Below are 16,673 nucleotides of genomic sequence, written 5' to 3'. Positions count from 1 at the left end.
TGCTCATGCCTCCTTTAGCGCCCCAGACTGGTGCGCAGAATGTTCATGGAAGATTTGTAGATGGCGAGGGCACGATCGTGCTGACGCTTGACCTCGACCCCGTTTAGGATTTCGGTTTCGATCGAGACGGAGTTGTCGTTGGGGTCGGCACCGTTGGGGGAGGTGGTCACAGCCCAATCCATGTTGGAGCCGTTAATACCATTCAGATGCGATCCACGAGAGGCCACCATATCGCCTGGGCGTGGCCCGGCGGCATAGACCTCTTTAAACGGCTTGATATCCTTGGCGTGGTAACCAGGGGTATCCGCGTTTGCGATGTTCTCAGACACCAGTGCCTGACGCTTGCCGGCGTGGCTGGCCATCGAATATGCGATTTTAAAAACGTTCAGTTCGGTGAACACCGGGGCTTCTCCCTCGATCAATTTCAATCAAGGCTTAACCCTGATTCCTTTAGAAATTGTTTCAGGAACTAGTTGGAGGCCTCAGGCCATGATTCCAGAGCTGAAAGCTTTGACCGAACAAATCGCCAGTAAGAAATTGGCAACATCTATGGGCCGCGTCAGCGGAATTTCTGGTGGAGAAATCGAAATTTCCGGTCTGGAACGCGAAGCGCGAATCGGCGACCGCCTGGTATTGATCCGGGGGCCAGGGGATGAGCTGCACGGGGAAGTTCTGAAAATTGATAGCAACAAAATCAGCATGTTACCTGATCGCTCGCCAGATCGCGTGGCGATGAATGATCGGGTCAAACTGATGCCTGCGCCAGATTTCGCGCCGGGAGACAACTGGATTGGCCGGGTCATTGACCCCTTTGGCGAGCCGCTGGATGGGCGGCCTTTGCTGCGCGGAGAACAGGCCCGCGACCTGATGGCGCCGCCGCCCAAGGCGGCCGGACGGCGCCATATGGGCGCGCGGCTGGACACAGGGCTCTCGGTGTTCAATACGATTCTCCCCATCGTCCAGGGCCAGCGCATCGGTCTTTTTGCGGGCTCTGGTGTTGGTAAATCGACGCTGCTCGCAAAAATGGCGCAATTTATGCAGGCCGATGTGGTGGTCATGGCGCTGATTGGCGAGCGTGGGCGCGAAGTGAATCACTTTGTTGAAGACGTCCTGGGTCCGGAAGGCATGAAGCGGGCCGTTGTTGTCGCTGCCACCTCTGACCAATCTGCCCTGGTGCGCCGCCGCAGCGCCTGGGCGGCGATGACCATTGCGGAACATTTCCGCGATCAGGGCAAAAACGTGCTGTTCATGGCCGACTCCGTAACGCGTTTTGCCGAGGCCCATCGTGAAATCTCTGCCGCCTCTGGCGAGGCACCTTCGCTGCGTGGTTTCCCGCCTTCTGTAACGCCACTGATCACCGGGCTTTGTGAGCGGGCCGGTCCTGGCTCTGAGGGGCAGGGCGACATCACCGCGGTGTTCAGCGTCCTGGTGGCGGGCTCAGACATGGATGAACCCATTGCGGATATCCTGCGTGGTGTTCTGGACGGGCATATCGTGTTGAACCGGGAAATCGCTGAACGGGGACGTTTCCCGGCGGTTGATGTTTCGCGCTCGGTCTCGCGGAGCCTGCCAGCGGCAGCAACTGCAGAAGAGAATGCAGCCATTCTGGAGGTGCGCAAGTTCCTGGGCTCTTACGAGCAATCCGAAGTGATGATCCGTGCCGGTCTGTATTCCGAAGGCAATGATGCGGTGTTGGATCAGGCGGTGAAGATCTGGCCAGAGCTGGATGCCTTCTTTGGCAAGGAAGACCCACAGGGCGTGAGCAACAGCTTCAGCCGCTTGCAACTGATGCTGCGCCGCGCTGGCAAAGGGCGTTAAGGGGCGGATCTGTTCCTCCTGAGTTTGCAACTCATGGCAAAGGTCAGATTGCGAAAATGACAAAGGCGCCCGCCGGGATATCCGGCAGGCGCCTTTTGTTTCGGGGAAGCTGCGCTAGGATTGCAACAGCATCAAGGCCGTTGCACCAGCGGAATTTGATGCGTTGAATTCTGCGATCTCGGAGCGCGCCAGATAAACATTAACCAGACGCTCCATGTTCTCCGGCTCCGCAAAGACCGAAATGTCGTCAGTGCCAAACATCGCTTTTGCTCGGTCTTTGAAATTGACCAGCTGAGTGTCCAAATCCGCCTGTCCCATGCTGGTGGGCAAGCCAAGCGCTATCTCAAACATCTCGCGAATGGCGGGCTGCCCCATCACGTTGAACCATTTTGTGTCGGTACTGGTACCATCTTCAGCCAAGACTTGTATCTCGCGCTGAGAATACATGGCGACGCGCATGGAATTGTCTTGCTCACCGACAGCGGTCTCGAAGGACTGCACTTTGTAGATCTCCGACAGATTCTTCATCGCAGCTGCATCGCCGGTTTTCACTGTTTCACCTGGGCCAAAGCCAAAGGTTTCAGTAAAGCTCACCCAACGGTCGTCACCCAGCTTGCCTGCAAGGGCATCATCAGCGGTGGAGCCCTCCTGCAAAACTTTTTTTACCAAGCCTTTAAAGTCTACTTGGTCCTCGAGGCCAAAGGCCCCGAGTGCAACAGATAGCAGGCGGCGATCGTTGACCAGATCATCAACCGTTTTAACATTGCCGATGTTTTCTTCAAAATACTCAGTGTCGCGTTGCAACACTGGGCTTTTGGAGAAGGAGTCTAACTGTTTATCGTAGGTAGACTGCAGAAAGTTCCAACCGCCGATACCTGAGATGGGTATGATGGGTTGGAAGCTCATGACGGACGCACAGCTAACAGACGATCTTCACGTGGCATCAGGGCACGCAACGATTTGAGACAGCGGTAGTAGTTGTCCTGAAGAAAGGCATCTGTGGCCTCGGCCAGTGATGCACGGCTGTCCGGATCGGTGAAAACCTGGCTCAATTCTTCAATCCGGCGCAGCATCGGAAGACGTTCTTCCTCTGGATCGATGTCGCCGGTCAAAATCAGTTGCATTGCATAGCATACACGGCGCACCGGGGTGTTTGCTTCTTCGGGGTGGATTGCGTCGCGAAGACGCAGAATATTTGCGTCAGGGGTCACAATGGACAGTCTGCTGCGGCGGTCACCGTTTTCAATGACGGCGCCATTGACCAGGACACGCTCTTTCGGCGCAAGTTTTAGAACCAGTCCGCTCATAATTAAGTTGCTCCGCTGCGAAGGCCACGCATGATGGCCGTGTTGATTTCCACCAGCGGTCCCACATGGGCTTTGCGCTGCAGTACTTTGCTGGTGTGTTGACGCGTGAAGGTAGCCAAATCGCTCAGATCGGTTTTCAGATCTTGCGGCAGCGGGTTATCGACCGAGGCCAAGTCCGCGGCAAATATTCTCCACAGCTTGTTGTTGTCATTCAGGGCCTGTGCCAGTTCTGAAAATCCACCTTTTCCGCGTCTTGCCGCAACAATCATCTTGCGGGTCACATGCGCAATGGTCTCGTATTCCATGTCTTTGGATGTTCGGATCGGGGATTTCACCGCTGAATAAGCGCTTCGCGCTTTGCTTAAGGCATTCACGTATTTTCCTAACGTACTATTCCATCAGATTCTCTGAAACGATAAGGTGTCCGGGGCGCTAAAAGCGCCCCGGATCAGGCTGTTAACGGAACAGCTGCTGCAGTGTCGATGGGTTCTGGTTCGCAATGGTCAGCGACTGGACGGCCAGCTGCTGTTGCGTCTGCAGCGCCTTCAGGCGGGCAGATGCTTCTTCCATGTTGGTATCGGTCATGGCCGATACACCAGTTTTCATCGAGTCGGTCAGCTTGCTCACAAACTCTTTCTGATCCGTCAGACGGTTGTCCGCAGCACCGAATGTCGCAGCATGGCCAATTGCGTTGCCCAATGCTGTTTCGATTTCGGTCATAACAGTGTCAGCGTTGGTCGCGGACAGGGTGTTGCCCATGGCGGTGATGACATCGGCAGTAGTATCAACTCCGGCAACGGTGATAGGCGCGGAAGAATCCAAGCCACCCAATACATCGAGCTGCGCGGTTGTGCCCGAATCGAGCAGGTTTGCGCCATTGAACGACGCCGAGCTGATGATCGACGTGATGGTTTCGCGCTTGTTGGCCAGATCTGCTTCAATCTGAGCATGGTCGACGTTCTGAGAGATACCCGAAACCACGAGATCACGCATGTCTTTCAGTGTCTCAACGATCTGCTCCATACCGGCGGAAGCAACACCAACGGTCGCGGCACCAAAATCGAGGCTGTCCTGAACCGACTCATAAGCGGAGATGTCCGATTCCATATTCTTGGAAATCGCCCAAACCGCGGAGTTGTCTTTGGCGCCATTGACTCGTTTACCAGTAGAGATCTGTGTCTGGGACTCGTCGAGGTTGCTGTTCACCGAAGACAGAGTCTGCAGAGCAACCATTGCGCCATTGTTTGTCAGAATGCTGGTCATAGCTTTATTCCTTTAGCGATTGAGACACTTTGGTCTCGATAGTTTTCCCTGCCCCGAAGGGGGCGTTTAGCGTCTTTCTGACAGTGCGTTCAGCCAATCGGCTTTCGCGCCACCTCAGTGATGAGATGCAAGGAGACATTGCCGCGAAAGTTGCTAAGGGAGTGCTAATGTCTAAATCTACAATCCGTAGAATTTTACTAAACCCTGGAGCGACTTAGCTTTCGCCTATTAGCTGCGCTTCTCCAGACGTTGCCCCATGGTGGTGCCATAGCGCGCCTTGCGTCCTGCGCGATCATAGACATCAAGTCCCTTTTTCACCCGGCGCAGTTCTGCCATCCGTGTGGCGACACTGCGAATGCCTTCCATGGCGCTATTAAGCAGCTCCTGATTGCGCGACACCTTTGTCTGTACCTGCGCGAGGGCCTCGCGTTCCAGACTGTCAATTGTGTTGAGGCGGGCGATGATCGTTTCTTTGCGTGCAAGCAGTTCTTCGATCTTGTCCAATTCGCCGCGCACCAATGCGCTGCGCTCTTGGTCAAGAATCTCATCCAGCTCATCAATGAGGTTTTGGGGATTTTGGTGAGTAATTTGCAGGTTCTGGTCAATCATTAGAGGATTCCTTCATTGCGTGATAAAGCGATTCGGCGAGGCCAATGCCGCCGGCTTCGGTAATTTGTTCTGCTTGGGCGCGGACAAGAAAGCTGCTGAATTGATCTTCACCAGCGCCGCCACCGCCAAGCCCTTCACGGCTTTTTCCAAGCCCTGCGGATTTCAACATTTCGGTAAGAAAAGAAGCCTCTAGCTTGTTTGCAGCATCGCGAATCGCCGCGTCCTGCGTCGTGGGTTGAAGCTTAGGCGGCGCTGTTGTGGCCTGGTGGGTTGTCGTCAGATTGGGCATCCTGCACCTCTCCTCTGGAATTAATTCAGATTTGTTTGATTTTTCCTAGAATGCCCAGATAGCGGTTAAAATTACCGTAACTGCTTTGCTCTAGGGCTGGGGTATCGAGATAGAATGTCTGGAAACCTAATGCTTACAAATGTACACTTTGGACAGGTGCGCTCCGGCGCTGCAGACCCCGTTGGCGTCAAGGCGGCAGAAAGCCCGCAGCGACAGCATGGGAATCGTAGTTTTTCTGATCACATCGACGATCGTGCCCGTAGAGATGAGGCAAAGGCCACCTCTGAACGGGAAGGGTCAAACCAATCTGACCGCGCGACGGAAAGGCTAAAGACCGCTGATCGACCCAAGCAGGCCGATCAAAGTCGGGCTGAGACCGGGGAAACCCCCGCTAAGGGGGCTGACAAAGCGCCGTCTGCGTCTGAAACCCAAAAAGCGGATGACCAGACCGCTGCATCAGACGACAATACAAATTCACAGACCAATGAAACAGATGCCTCCCCCGCTCAGCCCGACGGGGGCGATACCTCTGCTGCTGACAGTGATCTGACAGCCAATCCGGGCCAGACTCAGGAAACAGAAACCGACGTGTTGGCCTCGGATGTGCCACCTGTCGGCGGCGCCCAGAATACAGAAGTGAAAACCAGTTCTGTGGCCCCGGCATTGGTGTCTGAGGGCGCTGTTCAGGCGCGCAGATCGACTGGATCTGCTGGTGCGCAGACCGATGTCACAAAAGGTGATAGTGTTGCTGCAGGTGATGCGGACAAAACGGCTCAGCCAACCTTGGCAGAGGCCGCGCCGGAATCCATGATTGACGGTGTTGAGGCAGAGACCGCCACCGCGATCCGCACCCAGGCCGCTTCGGGCGCGCAACAGGCAGCCGCAGCGGGGATCCAAAATGCAGCCCAGGCAGCGGCCGCAGAGAAATCTGTTGCAGCAACGGATGTGGAGCCGGATCAAGATCTGGCGGTAGAGCAAAAGCCCAGTGACAAAGCTCAGGCTGTTTCGGTGCCCGCAGCTGGCGCCACCGTTTCACAGGATAGCGGGCGCCGCGCGGGCGATTCTCGCGCCCCATCTGCAAACACGATGTCCGTGCCTCAGGCTGCCGGGGGTGATGATGCCGCGGTGGCCGCGAATGAGCTCGAGGACGCGCCCCTGACAGATAAGGCTGGGCGCGACACATTCGGCAAAGCGGCAAGCTCTGGCGAGGTTTTGGCAGCCGTTGCAGGCCAATCCCGCGCGGCGGCAGCCACTGAACCCGGTCGCCGGGCAGAGGGGCGCGCCCGCGAATCGCGTGACGCCGATGCTGTGGTTTCTGGCAGTGCCACGGCAGCAACCTCCAAACAATCGACCACCACTCCTCAGGTCAGCGCTGTACAACAGGCCTTTAACGCGCAAATGCTTGGTGGTGATGCTGCCAAAGCCGGGGGCCAGGGCGCCGAGGCCCAACTTCTGAACTCTGATCAGTCACCAGATATGCCGGGCCTGTCCCAGCTGTTGACCGAGGCGGCGATTCAGCCGGGCACTGTGCATCGTCCCGAAACTCCGCGCCTGGTCGCCGTGCAACTGGCGCAGGCCTTTGTCGCCAAGGGTGAGCGCAATGTTGATGTGGCTTTGAACCCGGAAGAGCTGGGTCGGGTGAAAATGCGGGTTTCCACCAGCGAGGCGGGAATCACCGTGGTGATCCAGACCGAGCGGGCAGAAACAGGCGATCTGATGCGCCGGCATATCAATGAGCTGGCGGATGAGTTCCGCAAGATGGGTTTTGAGAATATCTCCTTCCAATTCAGTGGCGGCGGAGCTTCGGGTGGACAAACCAGTGGCGAAGGCGAAAGCCAATCCGCTGGCGGCACCTCCCGGACAGGAGATTCTGAAGAGCTGGCAGCAGCTGAGATTGCACAAACACAGGTACAACATCTCCGGCTCGGAAACGCCGGCGTGGACATGAGGGTTTAACCGATGACGACAGAAGTTTCAGGCGCAAGCACCGCCACTACGACCTCCAGCAGTTCTACGACGGGCGGTGGCACCAATCTGACCTCCGATTTTGACACATTCATCAAGTTGCTGACGGCCCAGGCCAAGTACCAGGATCCGACAGAACCGATGGACAATACCGAATATGCGTCGCAGCTGGCGGAATTCTCCATGGTGGAACAGCAGGTTCTGACCAACGACAATCTGAGCGTTGTGCACAGTCAGCTGGGGCTGGCGAATATGGCATCGCTGACAGGCTGGGTTGGCAAGGAAGTCCGCGCTGCAGCGCCTGCCTTGTTTGACGGCACCAATTCCGTGACTGTAGCCCCCAACCCGGCAGCCGCTGCGGATGAAGTAACATTGGTCGTCCGAAATGAGAGCGGCGATGAGGTCAATCGCATTGCATTGCCCGTCTCGGCAGAACCCTATGAGTGGGATGGCACCAATTTCTCTGGTGATACCGTTCCAGCTGGAACCTACAGTTTTGTGGTGGAAAGCAAGAAGGAAGATGAGGTGATCCTCTCGGAAACAGCGGAAGTCTATTCCTTGGTAAAAGAAACTCAGATGATTGGTGTCGATGTGGTTCTGGTAACGGAGACCGGTGCCAAGGTTCTGGCCACCTCGGCCACAGCTCTGCGTGATTCTGATGAAAACATGGCGGATGAGCAGACAGACGTGTAAACGGGCGACATCTGTCACCTGCATGAGCTGGGTGATTCTGATGGGAGCATCTGACCCTGCACGAAACGGATCTGGATTTTGATCAGCGGTTGTTTAGATCGTTGCGGGCGCGGGGACTGATTGTCTCTGCGCCTGTTCCCTTGCAGGGGGGGCGGTCAAACCGTGTCTGGCGCGCCGGGGATCGCGTGCTCAAACTCTATCAACCACGCGGGGGCAACCCGTTGTTTGCCAATGACCCGCATCGAGAAAATGCGGCGTTACTGGCGTTGGCTGGCACCGGCATGGTGCCCCAGTTGCTCGCCAGCGGGCGCTTTGAGGGCCGGGCCTGGCTGATCTATGGCCATATCACTGGAGCCCCCTGGAGGCAGGACAGCGGTCATGTCGCGCAGCTGTTGGGGCGGTTGCATGATCAGCCCGGCTTTGAGGATCTGCCAGAGGGAATGAACGGCAGCGCCGCCCTGGAGTGGCAGGGGAAGGCGATCCTAGACCAGCTCTCCACCGCGTCTGAACCGGTCGCGCAGATCCGGGGTCTGCGCCCGATTGGTCAGGTGCCGCCCCTGTCACAGTTGTCATTGATCCATGGCGATCCGGTGCCGGGGAACCTGGTGGCACATGATGGGACATTGACGCTGATTGACTGGCAATGCCCTCAACTGGGTGACCCAAGCGAGGATCTGGCCCTGTTTCTGTCGCCGGCCATGCAGGTCCTCTACCGGGGGGAGGTTTTGTCGACTGGCGAAGAGGAGGCCTTTCTTGCCGCCTATCCCGACCCAGGTGTGGTCGGGCGCTACCTGTCGCTAAAACCCTGGTATCATTGGCGCATGGCCGCATACTGCCTATGGCGCAGCCAGGCAGGGGCAGCACAGGACCGCCGCGCGCTGGAGCTGGAGCTTCAGGCGCTGAAACGGTCCATCAGCCCAAAAAAGGCATAGGCCGGCGGCATCACCACCCGGCGGGCCGTGCCAAAGGGAAAGCGTCTGAGACCCTGTATCACCGGTGAATAGGGCAGCTCAGGCGTTTTGCCCTGCACCAGATCCGCCAGCAACCGGCCGGCATAGCTGCCCATAGCAACGCCATTGCCGTGATAGCACAGGCCCGCAAACAGTCCGGGATGATCCGGGATCGGCCCGACAAAGGGCACCAGGTCCCGCGCCAGGCAGACCATGCCGGACCAGCTGTGGGTGCTTTCGACCTCTCTCCAATGCGGAAATAGGGCTTCAAAATCGCGACGCAGCTGGCGGCGAATACCTGCTTCTACACCGGGTGACGACATCAGCCCGCCGCGCATTCCAAACAGAAAACGCCGATCCGGCATCAGGCGGAAGTAATGCAGCATATTGCGGCTGTCATAGGCCATCTGATCGCTGAACCAGCCCTGGGCTTGCAGTTCCTCTTCGCTAAGTGGCCGGGTTACCATGGCGCTGGATTGGGTCGGCATATAGCGCGCCGCCAACCAATCCGGCAGATCATCAGAGGAATAGCCATTGGTGGCAATCACCACCTTTTCGCTGCGAATCTTACCCTTGGCTGTGGTGACAATCTGCTGGCCACCCGCCTGTGCGATCCTGAGCGCCGGGCTGTGTTGAAACAGCTTGGCGCCCGCGTCTGTTGCTGCCTGCGCCAGACCAAACAGATATTTGCGTGGGTTAAGGCCAAAGCCAACCGGCGTTGTCATAGCGCCAAAAAATGCGCCGTTCATCCCAACAGAGGCGAGCTCTTCCTTGGGGTGAAATGCTACGTCCACACCTGCGGCCCTGATATGATCAACTTGCTGCTTCATCTGCTTCAATGCGCGCGGGCTATGGGCCAGAACGGTTTCGCCGCGCGAATGGGTGTCAGCTTCGATCTGGTGCTTGCGCAACAAGTCAGCCACCAGCGCGACCGAGGCCTCTTCGCCTTCTGCGTAGGTTCGGGTGGCCTCTTCGCCGTATTTGCGCAGCATCGCTTTGGTCGAGAGCTTGGAGCCCCCGAGGCAGCAGAAACCGCCATTGCGCCCCGAAGCGCCCCATCCGGGGCCCTCGGCCTCCAGTACCACAACATTGACACCGGTTTCGGCCAGATGCAGCGCCGCCGACAGCCCGGTAAAGCCACCGCCAATGACGGTGACATCCACCTGCATCTCGCCGCGTTGTTCGGGCCAATCGGGGGCTGCTATGGTCTCGTCCCACCAACAGTTGTCGCGCGGGCCGGGACCATAGGCATAGTTGGAAAAGATCCGTTTCATGCGCTGCGCTCTGCCGCCCGTTCGTCGCGTTTTTGCCGTACCATCTGGCGTTTGTTGACCAATGACGCGGTGATGACGCCAATGGTGACAACCGCAATCATCAAGGTGGAGAGCGCGTTGATTTCAGGGCTGACCCCCAGACGCACAGCGGAATAGATTTTGATCGGCAGCGTGGTGGCTGCAGGCCCTGAGGTAAAGGAGGCGATGACCAGATCATCCAGCGACAGGGTAAAAGCCAATAGCCAACCGGAAATCACCGCAGGGGCAATGATTGGCAGAGTCACCAGCCGGAAGGCCTCAGACGGGGAGCAGCCCAGATCCAGCGCCGCCTCTTCCAGCGAGCGATCAAATGTCACCAGCCGCGACGACACCACCACCGAGACATAGCACATGGAAAAGGTGGTATGGGCCAGCACGATGGTCATCACGCCGCGATCCAGTCCCAGGCCAATGAACAGCAAAAGCAGGGAGAGACCGGTGATCACTTCGGGCATGACCAGTGGCGCATAGATCATGCCGGAAAACAGGGTGCGCCCCATGAAACGTCCACCGCGGACCAGCACATAGGCGGCCATGGTGCCCAGAACGGTAGCAATGGTCGAGGATATCACCGCGACCTTGATGGTCACCCAAGCGGCATTCAGGAAGGCTTCGTTCTGCAAGAGCTCGCCATACCATTTGGTCGAGAAACCCGCCCAGACGGTCACCAGCTTGCTGGCGTTGAAACTGTAAATCACCAGAATCAGCATCGGCACATAAAGGAAGGCAAAGCCCAGCGTCAGCGAGACGGTGTTGAACCAACTCATGCGTTTCATTGCTCGGCCTCCTGCTGTTTTTGCTGATTACGCTGGAACAGCACAATGGGAATGATCAGGAGTAGCAACAGCACCACAGCCACAGCCGAGGCCACAGGCCAATCCCGGTTGGAGAAGAACTCTTCCCACAGGACCTTGCCGATCATCAGCGTGTCGGATCCACCCAAAAGCGAAGGAATGACGAATTCGCCCAATACCGGAATGAAAACCAGGAAGCAGCCGGCGATGATGCCGGTCTTTGACAGTGGAATGGTCACCAGCCAAAAGGCGGACAGACGCGAACAGCCCAGATCCTCGGCCGCTTCGATCAGGGATTCATCTAGCCGTTCAAGGGCCGCATAGATCGGCAGAATCATGAAAGGCAGATAGGTATAAACGATGCCGATATAGACAGCCGCGTTGGTGTTGAGGATGGTCAGCGGCTCTGAAATCACCCCGGTCCACATTAGAAACTGATTGAGGAAGCCTTCGTTCGACAGAATTCCCATCCAGGCATAGACCCGGATCAGAAAGCTGGTCCAGAAGGGCAGGATCACCAGCATCATCAGGGTGGCGCGCCATTCCTGCGGCGCACGGGCCATGGCATAGGCCATCGGATAGCCCACAAGCAGGGTGAAGAAGGTCGAGACCACCGCAATTTTGAGCGAGCTGAGATAGGCTTTCCAGTAGAGATCATCTTCGGCAAGCCAGGTGAAGTTTTCAAAATCCAGCTCGGAGAGGAAGGCCCAAATGCCAGTGGCCCAGTCAAAATGCGGCGCATAGGGGGGGCGCGCCAGCTCGACATCCGACAGTGAGATTTTCAACACGATGACAAAGGGCACCAGAAACAGCGCCAAAAGCCACAGATACGGGACAGCGATCAGGGTAAAGCGGCGCATCATTCGGCCAGCAGAACACCTGCCGTGGCGGTCCAGGACAGCCAGACAGTGTCTTCCCAAGTGAAAGCACGACGCGAGATGCGGCGGGTATTGGCGCTTTGCGCCTTGATCACCGCGCCGGATGGTAGCTCAACGTGATAGGTGGAGATATTGCCCAAGTAAGCGATGTCTAGGATTTTGCCCTGCACCAGATTGTCGACACCCTCAGGTTTTTCGGCATTGATCGTGACCTTTTCGGGGCGGATAGCCAGGTGGCATGTCTGCCCCTCTGAGAAGTCGGCGGGGCTTTGCACATTCAGCGGCGCCTGGCCGTCTTTCCAAGCCACCGAATAGCTGTCGGGGCCGTTGGGGGTGGCGGTGCCGTCGATGATGTTTACCTCACCGATGAAGTCAGCGACGTAGACGGAATTGGGGGTCTCGTAGATGCGATCGGGGGTGGCGACCTGAATGATCTTACCGTGATCCATCACCGCAACCCGGCTGGCCACGGTCATCGCCTCTTCCTGGTCATGGGTCACGATCACAAAGGTGGTGCCGGTCTTTTCCTGAATATCCATCAGCTCAAACTGGGTATCCTGGCGCAGCTTTTTGTCCAGCGCGCCGAGCGGCTCATCCAGCAACAGTAGTTTGGGGTGTTTGGCAAGCGAGCGCGCCAGAGCGACCCGCTGGCGCTGACCGCCCGAGATCTGATGCGGCTTGCGATTGGCGAATTTCTCCAACCGGGTGAGGCGCAGCATTTCTTCAACCCGGTCATTGATATCGTGCTTTGGCATCTTTTCACGTTTCAGACCAAAGGCAATGTTTTCCCAGATGCTGAGATGCGGGAACAGGGCATAGGATTGAAACATCATATTGGTGGCGCGTTTGTTGGGCGGCACCGGCGCCATATCCTGTCCAGCCAGATAGATGCTGCCCTCGGTCGGGGTTTCAAAACCGGCCAGCATCCGCATCATGGTGGTTTTGCCACAGCCAGAGGGCCCAAGCAGCGCAAAGAACTCTTTCTCGTAGATGCCGATGGTCAGATCATCAATCGCCGTGAAATCACCAAATCGTTTGGTGACGTTCTGAAACTGGATCAAGGGCTTGGCCTCGGGATCGTTCCAGGGTTCGAATACAGGAATGGTCAAGCTGCGTCCCCCACAGGTTCTGACAGGCGCCAAGCTTGGGCCGCGCGCGATCAGAGGTTTTGGTGCGAATAGGCAAAGGGCAGGGCGCAGCATCACGCCCTGCCGGATCAGGCATCCAGGCGATCAGGTGCCGGATTTGATCTTGGTCCACATACGGGTGGCCTTGCGCTGTACCTTGGTTGGGTAGGCCTCTTTGATATAGAGGTTTTCCACGGTTTCCGGGCCAGGGTAGATCGCCGGATCGTCGATCACGTCTGCTTCCAGGAATTCCTGCGAGGCCTCGTTGCCATTTGCGTAATAGACGTAGTTCGACGCCGCCGCCATGTTGTTGGCATTCATGATGAAGTTCAGGAACTTATGGGCGCCCTCGGGGTTGGGGGCATCCACTGGAATGGTCATTTGGTCGAACCACATCAACGCGCCCTCCTTAGGGGCGTTATATTCGATTTCGACGCCATTTTCGGCTTCGGCGGCGCGGTCCCGCGCCTGTAGGATGTCTCCGGACCAGCCAAAGGCCACGCAGATATCACCATTGGCCAGGGCGTTGATATACTCGGAGCTGTGGAACTTCTTGATATAGGGGCGAATGGCCATTAGCACCGGCTCGGCCTTGGCCACGACTGCGGGATCCATGCTGTTGGGGTCTTCGCCGATGTATTTCAGCGCCGCCGGGATCATTTCATCCGGCGCATCCAGGAAATAGACACCACAGGCGGCCAGTTTTTCCATATTGGCTGGGTTAAAGACCAATTCCAGCGAATCTACCGGAGCATCTGCGCCCAAGACTTCGGCGACTTTGGCGGCGTTTACACCGATACCGGTGGTGCCCCACATGTAATTGATGGAATATTCATTGCCGGGGTCATAGAGGCTGGTGCGCTCCTCAATGGCATCCCACATGTTGCTGAGGTTGGGCAGCGCATCTTTGTTGAGCTTCTGGAAAGAGCCCGCTTGGATCTGGCGCGCCATGAAAGAACCGGTTGGAACCACAACGTCATATCCCGAACCGCCGGCCAGCATTTTGGTTTCCAGAACCTCGTTGCTGTCAAAAACATCATAGATCAATTTGATGCCGGTTTCTTCCTCGAACTGTGCCAGCAGTTCTTCGTCGATATAGTCGGACCAGTTGTAGACGCGCACTTCTTCAGCCATGGCCACGGAGCCGAGCAAGGCGACAAGAGCAGTCGTTGTCATCATTTTGAGTGTCATTGTTTTCTCCCTGTGGGTACCGGTGTTGGCCCGGCTGTACTGGATTTGATCAAGTTTTGCCTCTTTCGGCAATACTGTTTATGTTTTCACCGGGGCAAACTTCGTGCAAGCTGCCCAAAATTCAGGAGGAAAAACCCCAGTGTCGGTGACAAATTCAGCAGCCCAGGCAGCCCCAAGCGATGAACCCAAGCTGCCCGCCCATGAGGTGGTCTATCAAAAGCTGCGCGCGCAGATTCTTTTTGGTGAGCTGGCGCCGGGACAGGCTGTCACCATACAGGGGCTGACGGATTCCCTGGAGGCCGGGATGACACCCGTGCGCGAGGCCATTCGCCGGTTGATTTCGGATGGGGCTTTGGTATTTCAGGGCAACCGCCGGGTATCGGTGCCACTGCTGCGCTCAGAAGACATTGATGAGCTGAGTTATGTAAGAAAATCAATAGAATCCGAGCTAGCTCGCCGGGCTGCCCTGCGGGTCTCCGAGGAACAGATTGCCCAGTTGGAAGCCATTGACATTGCCCTGGATCAGGCGATTTCAACGGGGGATGTCGCAGGCTATCTGGTGCAGAACTACAGCTTCCATTCCGAGCTCTACGCCTATGCTGATGCGCCCATCATGGCGGACCTCGCAGATCGGCTCTGGCTGCGCTTTGGCCCCTCGCTGCGCGTGGTCTGCGGGCGCTTTGGAACCCAGAGCTTTCCGGACCGGCACAAGGACATCATTGAGGCCATGCGTCGCGGTGCGGTGGAAAAAGTGGCGCAGGCGATGGAAAAAGATGTCGAGCAGGGCATGGAACAAGTGAGTCAGGGCCTGGGGGGCACCAACTGATTCGATTGACATGGCGAAATTTGATCATATTCTGGTGGCAATCTCATACCGCTGGAGTCAGTCTTATGAACGCGATCACCAACCATCTGCCCACGGCCGAATTGCAGGCCCTGGATGCAGCCCATCACATGCACCCTTTCACAGCCAATGGTGAATTGGCCGAAAAAGGTAGCCGTATCATTACGCGCGCCACGGGCGTGACCCTGACCGATAGCGAAGGGAATGAAATCCTTGACGCTATGGCGGGTCTGTGGTGCGTCAACATCGGCTACGGCCGCGATGAGCTGGCCGAAGTGGCGGCACGCCAGATGCGCGAGCTGCCCTATTACAACACCTTCTTCCAGACCACCCATGTGCCTGCAATTGCTCTGGCCTCCAAAATTGCCGAGCTGGCGCCGGGGGATCTGAATCATGTATTCTTTGCAGGCTCAGGTTCCGAGGCCAACGACACCAATATCCGCATGGTGCGCCACTACTGGGCGCTAAAGGGCAAGCCAACAAAATCCATCATTATCAGTCGCAAGAATGCCTATCACGGCTCTTCGGTGGGCAGTGGCTCGCTGGGCGGCATGAGCGCCATGCACGAACAGGGTGGTCTGCCGATCCCGGATATTCACCACATCAATCAGCCGCATTGGTGGGCAGAAGGCGGTGATATGCCCGAGGAAGACTTCGGTCTGCAGCGGGCGCAGGATCTGGAAGCGGCGATTTTGGAGCTGGGCGAAGATCGCGTTGCGGCCTTTATCGCCGAACCTATTCAGGGTGCCGGAGGCGTCATCGTGCCGCCGGCCAGCTATTGGCCTGAGATTCAGCGGATCTGCGACAAGTATGAAATCCTGTTGATTGCCGATGAGGTCATCTGCGGTTTTGGCCGGACCGGCAATTGGTTTGGCTCCGAAACGGTGGGTATTCGTCCGGATATCATGACCATCGCCAAAGGTCTGTCATCGGGCTACGCCCCCATTGGTGGCTCTATCGTCACGGATGAGGTCGCTGCGGTGATCGGCTCTGATGAGTTCAACCATGGCTACACCTACTCCGGCCATCCCGTGGCCTCGGCTGTGGCGCTGGAAAACCTGCGCATCCTCGAAGAGGAAGATGTCGTCGGACACGTGAAAAACGTGGCGGGCCCCTATCTGAAAGAGAAATGGGAAGCCCTGGCAGATCACCCTTTGGTGGGCGAAGCCAAAATTGTCGGTATGATGGGCTCGATTGCTCTGACGCCAAACAAGGCGGCGCGGGCGGTGTTTGCCTCGGATGCGGGCACCGTGGGCTATATTTGCCGCGAGCGTTGCTTTGCCAATAATCTGGTGATGCGCCATGTGGGCGACCGGATGATCATTTCGCCGCCTCTGGTGATCAAACCGGAAGAGATCGATGTGCTGATCGAGCGTGCGCGCAAATCTTTGGATGAGTGCTACGCAATTCTGCAAGAGAAAGATCTGCTGAAAAGCGCCTGACCTGGCGCCACAGCTTTGAAGTGTACGACCCTAAGACCCCGCATCCCTGTGATGTGGGGTCTTGAATTTTTATTTCGCCAGAAATTTTCGTTTTTTCCAAAAGTTTCCCTTGGGGCAGGCGATTTGCCTTGCGAATGTCGCAAAACTGGTTTCGGACGTCGCAGCCAGTCTAAACGGTCAATTTTTGGCC

General features: G+C 57.0%; 18 protein-coding genes. 6 read left to right on the top strand and 12 right to left on the bottom strand.

Going from position 1 to position 16,673, the window contains the following annotated elements; all coding sequences use genetic code 11:
- Positions 1–14: 14 nt before the first annotated feature.
- Positions 15–401 (bottom strand): FlgB family protein, encoded by a 387-nt coding sequence (locus AN476_RS00780; RefSeq protein ID WP_054458898.1) that lies wholly within the window; start codon positions 399–401, stop codon positions 15–17.
- Between the two features lie 88 nt (positions 402–489).
- Between AN476_RS00780 and AN476_RS00775 the strand changes: the two genes are divergently transcribed.
- Positions 490–1,818, top strand: a complete 1,329-nt coding sequence (locus tag AN476_RS00775; RefSeq protein ID WP_054458583.1) for a FliI/YscN family ATPase — start codon at positions 490–492, stop codon at positions 1,816–1,818.
- A gap of 114 nt (positions 1,819–1,932) precedes the next feature.
- On the opposite strand, the gene AN476_RS00770 is transcribed toward AN476_RS00775, so the two are convergent.
- From AN476_RS00770 to AN476_RS00745, 6 genes are all read right to left on the bottom strand, one after another.
- Positions 1,933–2,724, bottom strand: coding sequence for a DUF1217 domain-containing protein (locus tag AN476_RS00770; protein WP_054458581.1), 792 nt, complete (start codon positions 2,722–2,724; stop codon positions 1,933–1,935).
- The gene (gene flbT / locus AN476_RS00765) at positions 2,721–3,125 is read right to left on the bottom strand and encodes a flagellar biosynthesis repressor FlbT (protein WP_054458578.1); all 405 of its coding nucleotides are present in this window, start codon (positions 3,123–3,125) and stop codon (positions 2,721–2,723) included. The genes AN476_RS00770 and flbT overlap by 4 nt, the downstream gene beginning before the upstream one ends.
- 2 nt (positions 3,126–3,127) lie before the next feature.
- The gene (gene flaF, locus AN476_RS00760; protein ID WP_054458576.1) at positions 3,128–3,499 is read right to left on the bottom strand and encodes a flagellar biosynthesis regulator FlaF; all 372 of its coding nucleotides are present in this window, start codon (positions 3,497–3,499) and stop codon (positions 3,128–3,130) included.
- Between the two features lie 82 nt (positions 3,500–3,581).
- Positions 3,582–4,388, bottom strand: coding sequence for a flagellin (locus AN476_RS00755; protein ID WP_054458573.1), 807 nt, complete (start codon positions 4,386–4,388; stop codon positions 3,582–3,584).
- Positions 4,389–4,616: 228 nt separating this feature from the next.
- Positions 4,617–4,997 carry a flagellar export chaperone FlgN gene (locus AN476_RS00750; RefSeq protein WP_054458571.1) on the bottom strand — a complete coding sequence of 127 codons (381 nt, stop codon included), beginning with the start codon at positions 4,995–4,997 and terminating at the stop codon, positions 4,617–4,619.
- Positions 4,990–5,286 (bottom strand): rod-binding protein, encoded by a 297-nt coding sequence (locus AN476_RS00745; protein ID WP_054458569.1) that lies wholly within the window; start codon positions 5,284–5,286, stop codon positions 4,990–4,992. The genes AN476_RS00750 and AN476_RS00745 overlap by 8 nt, the downstream gene beginning before the upstream one ends.
- Before the next feature lie 129 nt (positions 5,287–5,415).
- Here AN476_RS00745 and AN476_RS00740 point away from each other — a divergent pair, with 129 nt between their 5' ends.
- The 3 genes from AN476_RS00740 to AN476_RS00730 all read left to right on the top strand — a co-directional run bounded on the left by AN476_RS00740 (position 5,416) and on the right by AN476_RS00730 (position 8,876).
- Positions 5,416–7,242 (top strand): flagellar hook-length control protein FliK, encoded by a 1,827-nt coding sequence (locus AN476_RS00740; protein ID WP_054458567.1) that lies wholly within the window; start codon positions 5,416–5,418, stop codon positions 7,240–7,242.
- 3 nt (positions 7,243–7,245) lie between these two features.
- Positions 7,246–7,944 (top strand): flagellar hook capping FlgD N-terminal domain-containing protein, encoded by a 699-nt coding sequence (locus AN476_RS00735; protein WP_054458565.1) that lies wholly within the window; start codon positions 7,246–7,248, stop codon positions 7,942–7,944.
- A gap of 119 nt (positions 7,945–8,063) precedes the next feature.
- Complete coding sequence (locus AN476_RS00730; RefSeq protein ID WP_083464177.1) at positions 8,064–8,876, top strand: aminoglycoside phosphotransferase family protein; 813 nt, start codon at positions 8,064–8,066, stop codon at positions 8,874–8,876.
- Here AN476_RS00730 and AN476_RS00725 read toward each other — a convergent pair.
- From AN476_RS00725 to AN476_RS00705, 5 genes are all read right to left on the bottom strand, one after another.
- Positions 8,837–10,168, bottom strand: coding sequence for an FAD-binding oxidoreductase (locus AN476_RS00725; protein ID WP_054458563.1), 1,332 nt, complete (start codon positions 10,166–10,168; stop codon positions 8,837–8,839). The genes AN476_RS00730 and AN476_RS00725 overlap by 40 nt on opposite strands.
- Positions 10,165–10,983, bottom strand: coding sequence for an ABC transporter permease (locus AN476_RS00720; protein ID WP_054458561.1), 819 nt, complete (start codon positions 10,981–10,983; stop codon positions 10,165–10,167). The genes AN476_RS00725 and AN476_RS00720 overlap by 4 nt, the downstream gene beginning before the upstream one ends.
- On the bottom strand, positions 10,980–11,861 hold the full coding sequence (locus AN476_RS00715; RefSeq protein WP_054458894.1) for an ABC transporter permease subunit: 882 nt from the start codon (positions 11,859–11,861) through the stop codon (positions 10,980–10,982). The genes AN476_RS00720 and AN476_RS00715 overlap by 4 nt, the downstream gene beginning before the upstream one ends.
- On the bottom strand, positions 11,861–12,988 hold the full coding sequence (locus AN476_RS00710) for an ABC transporter ATP-binding protein (protein WP_054458892.1): 1,128 nt from the start codon (positions 12,986–12,988) through the stop codon (positions 11,861–11,863). The genes AN476_RS00715 and AN476_RS00710 overlap by 1 nt, the downstream gene beginning before the upstream one ends.
- 123 nt (positions 12,989–13,111) lie before the next feature.
- Positions 13,112–14,197: a polyamine ABC transporter substrate-binding protein gene (locus AN476_RS00705; protein WP_054458559.1), complete on the bottom strand. Its 1,086-nt coding sequence runs from the start codon at positions 14,195–14,197 to the stop codon at positions 13,112–13,114.
- Positions 14,198–14,336: 139 nt separating this feature from the next.
- Here AN476_RS00705 and AN476_RS00700 point away from each other — a divergent pair, with 139 nt between their 5' ends.
- Together AN476_RS00700 and AN476_RS00695 are read left to right on the top strand one after the other, a co-directional pair.
- A complete protein-coding gene (locus AN476_RS00700; protein ID WP_253279809.1) occupies positions 14,337–15,023 on the top strand; it encodes a GntR family transcriptional regulator in 687 nt (228 codons plus the stop codon).
- Between the two features lie 65 nt (positions 15,024–15,088).
- A complete protein-coding gene (locus AN476_RS00695; RefSeq protein WP_054458555.1) occupies positions 15,089–16,483 on the top strand; it encodes an aspartate aminotransferase family protein in 1,395 nt (464 codons plus the stop codon).
- Positions 16,484–16,673 lie beyond the last annotated feature (190 nt).

Origin of the sequence: Phaeobacter sp. 11ANDIMAR09 (assembly GCF_001294455.1) — a bacterium.
In the GTDB taxonomy this organism is placed as follows: Bacteria; Pseudomonadota; Alphaproteobacteria; order Rhodobacterales; family Rhodobacteraceae; genus Pseudophaeobacter.
Note: the sequence above shows the minus strand (reverse complement) of the source record. Positions and strands in the feature narration are given on the sequence as shown.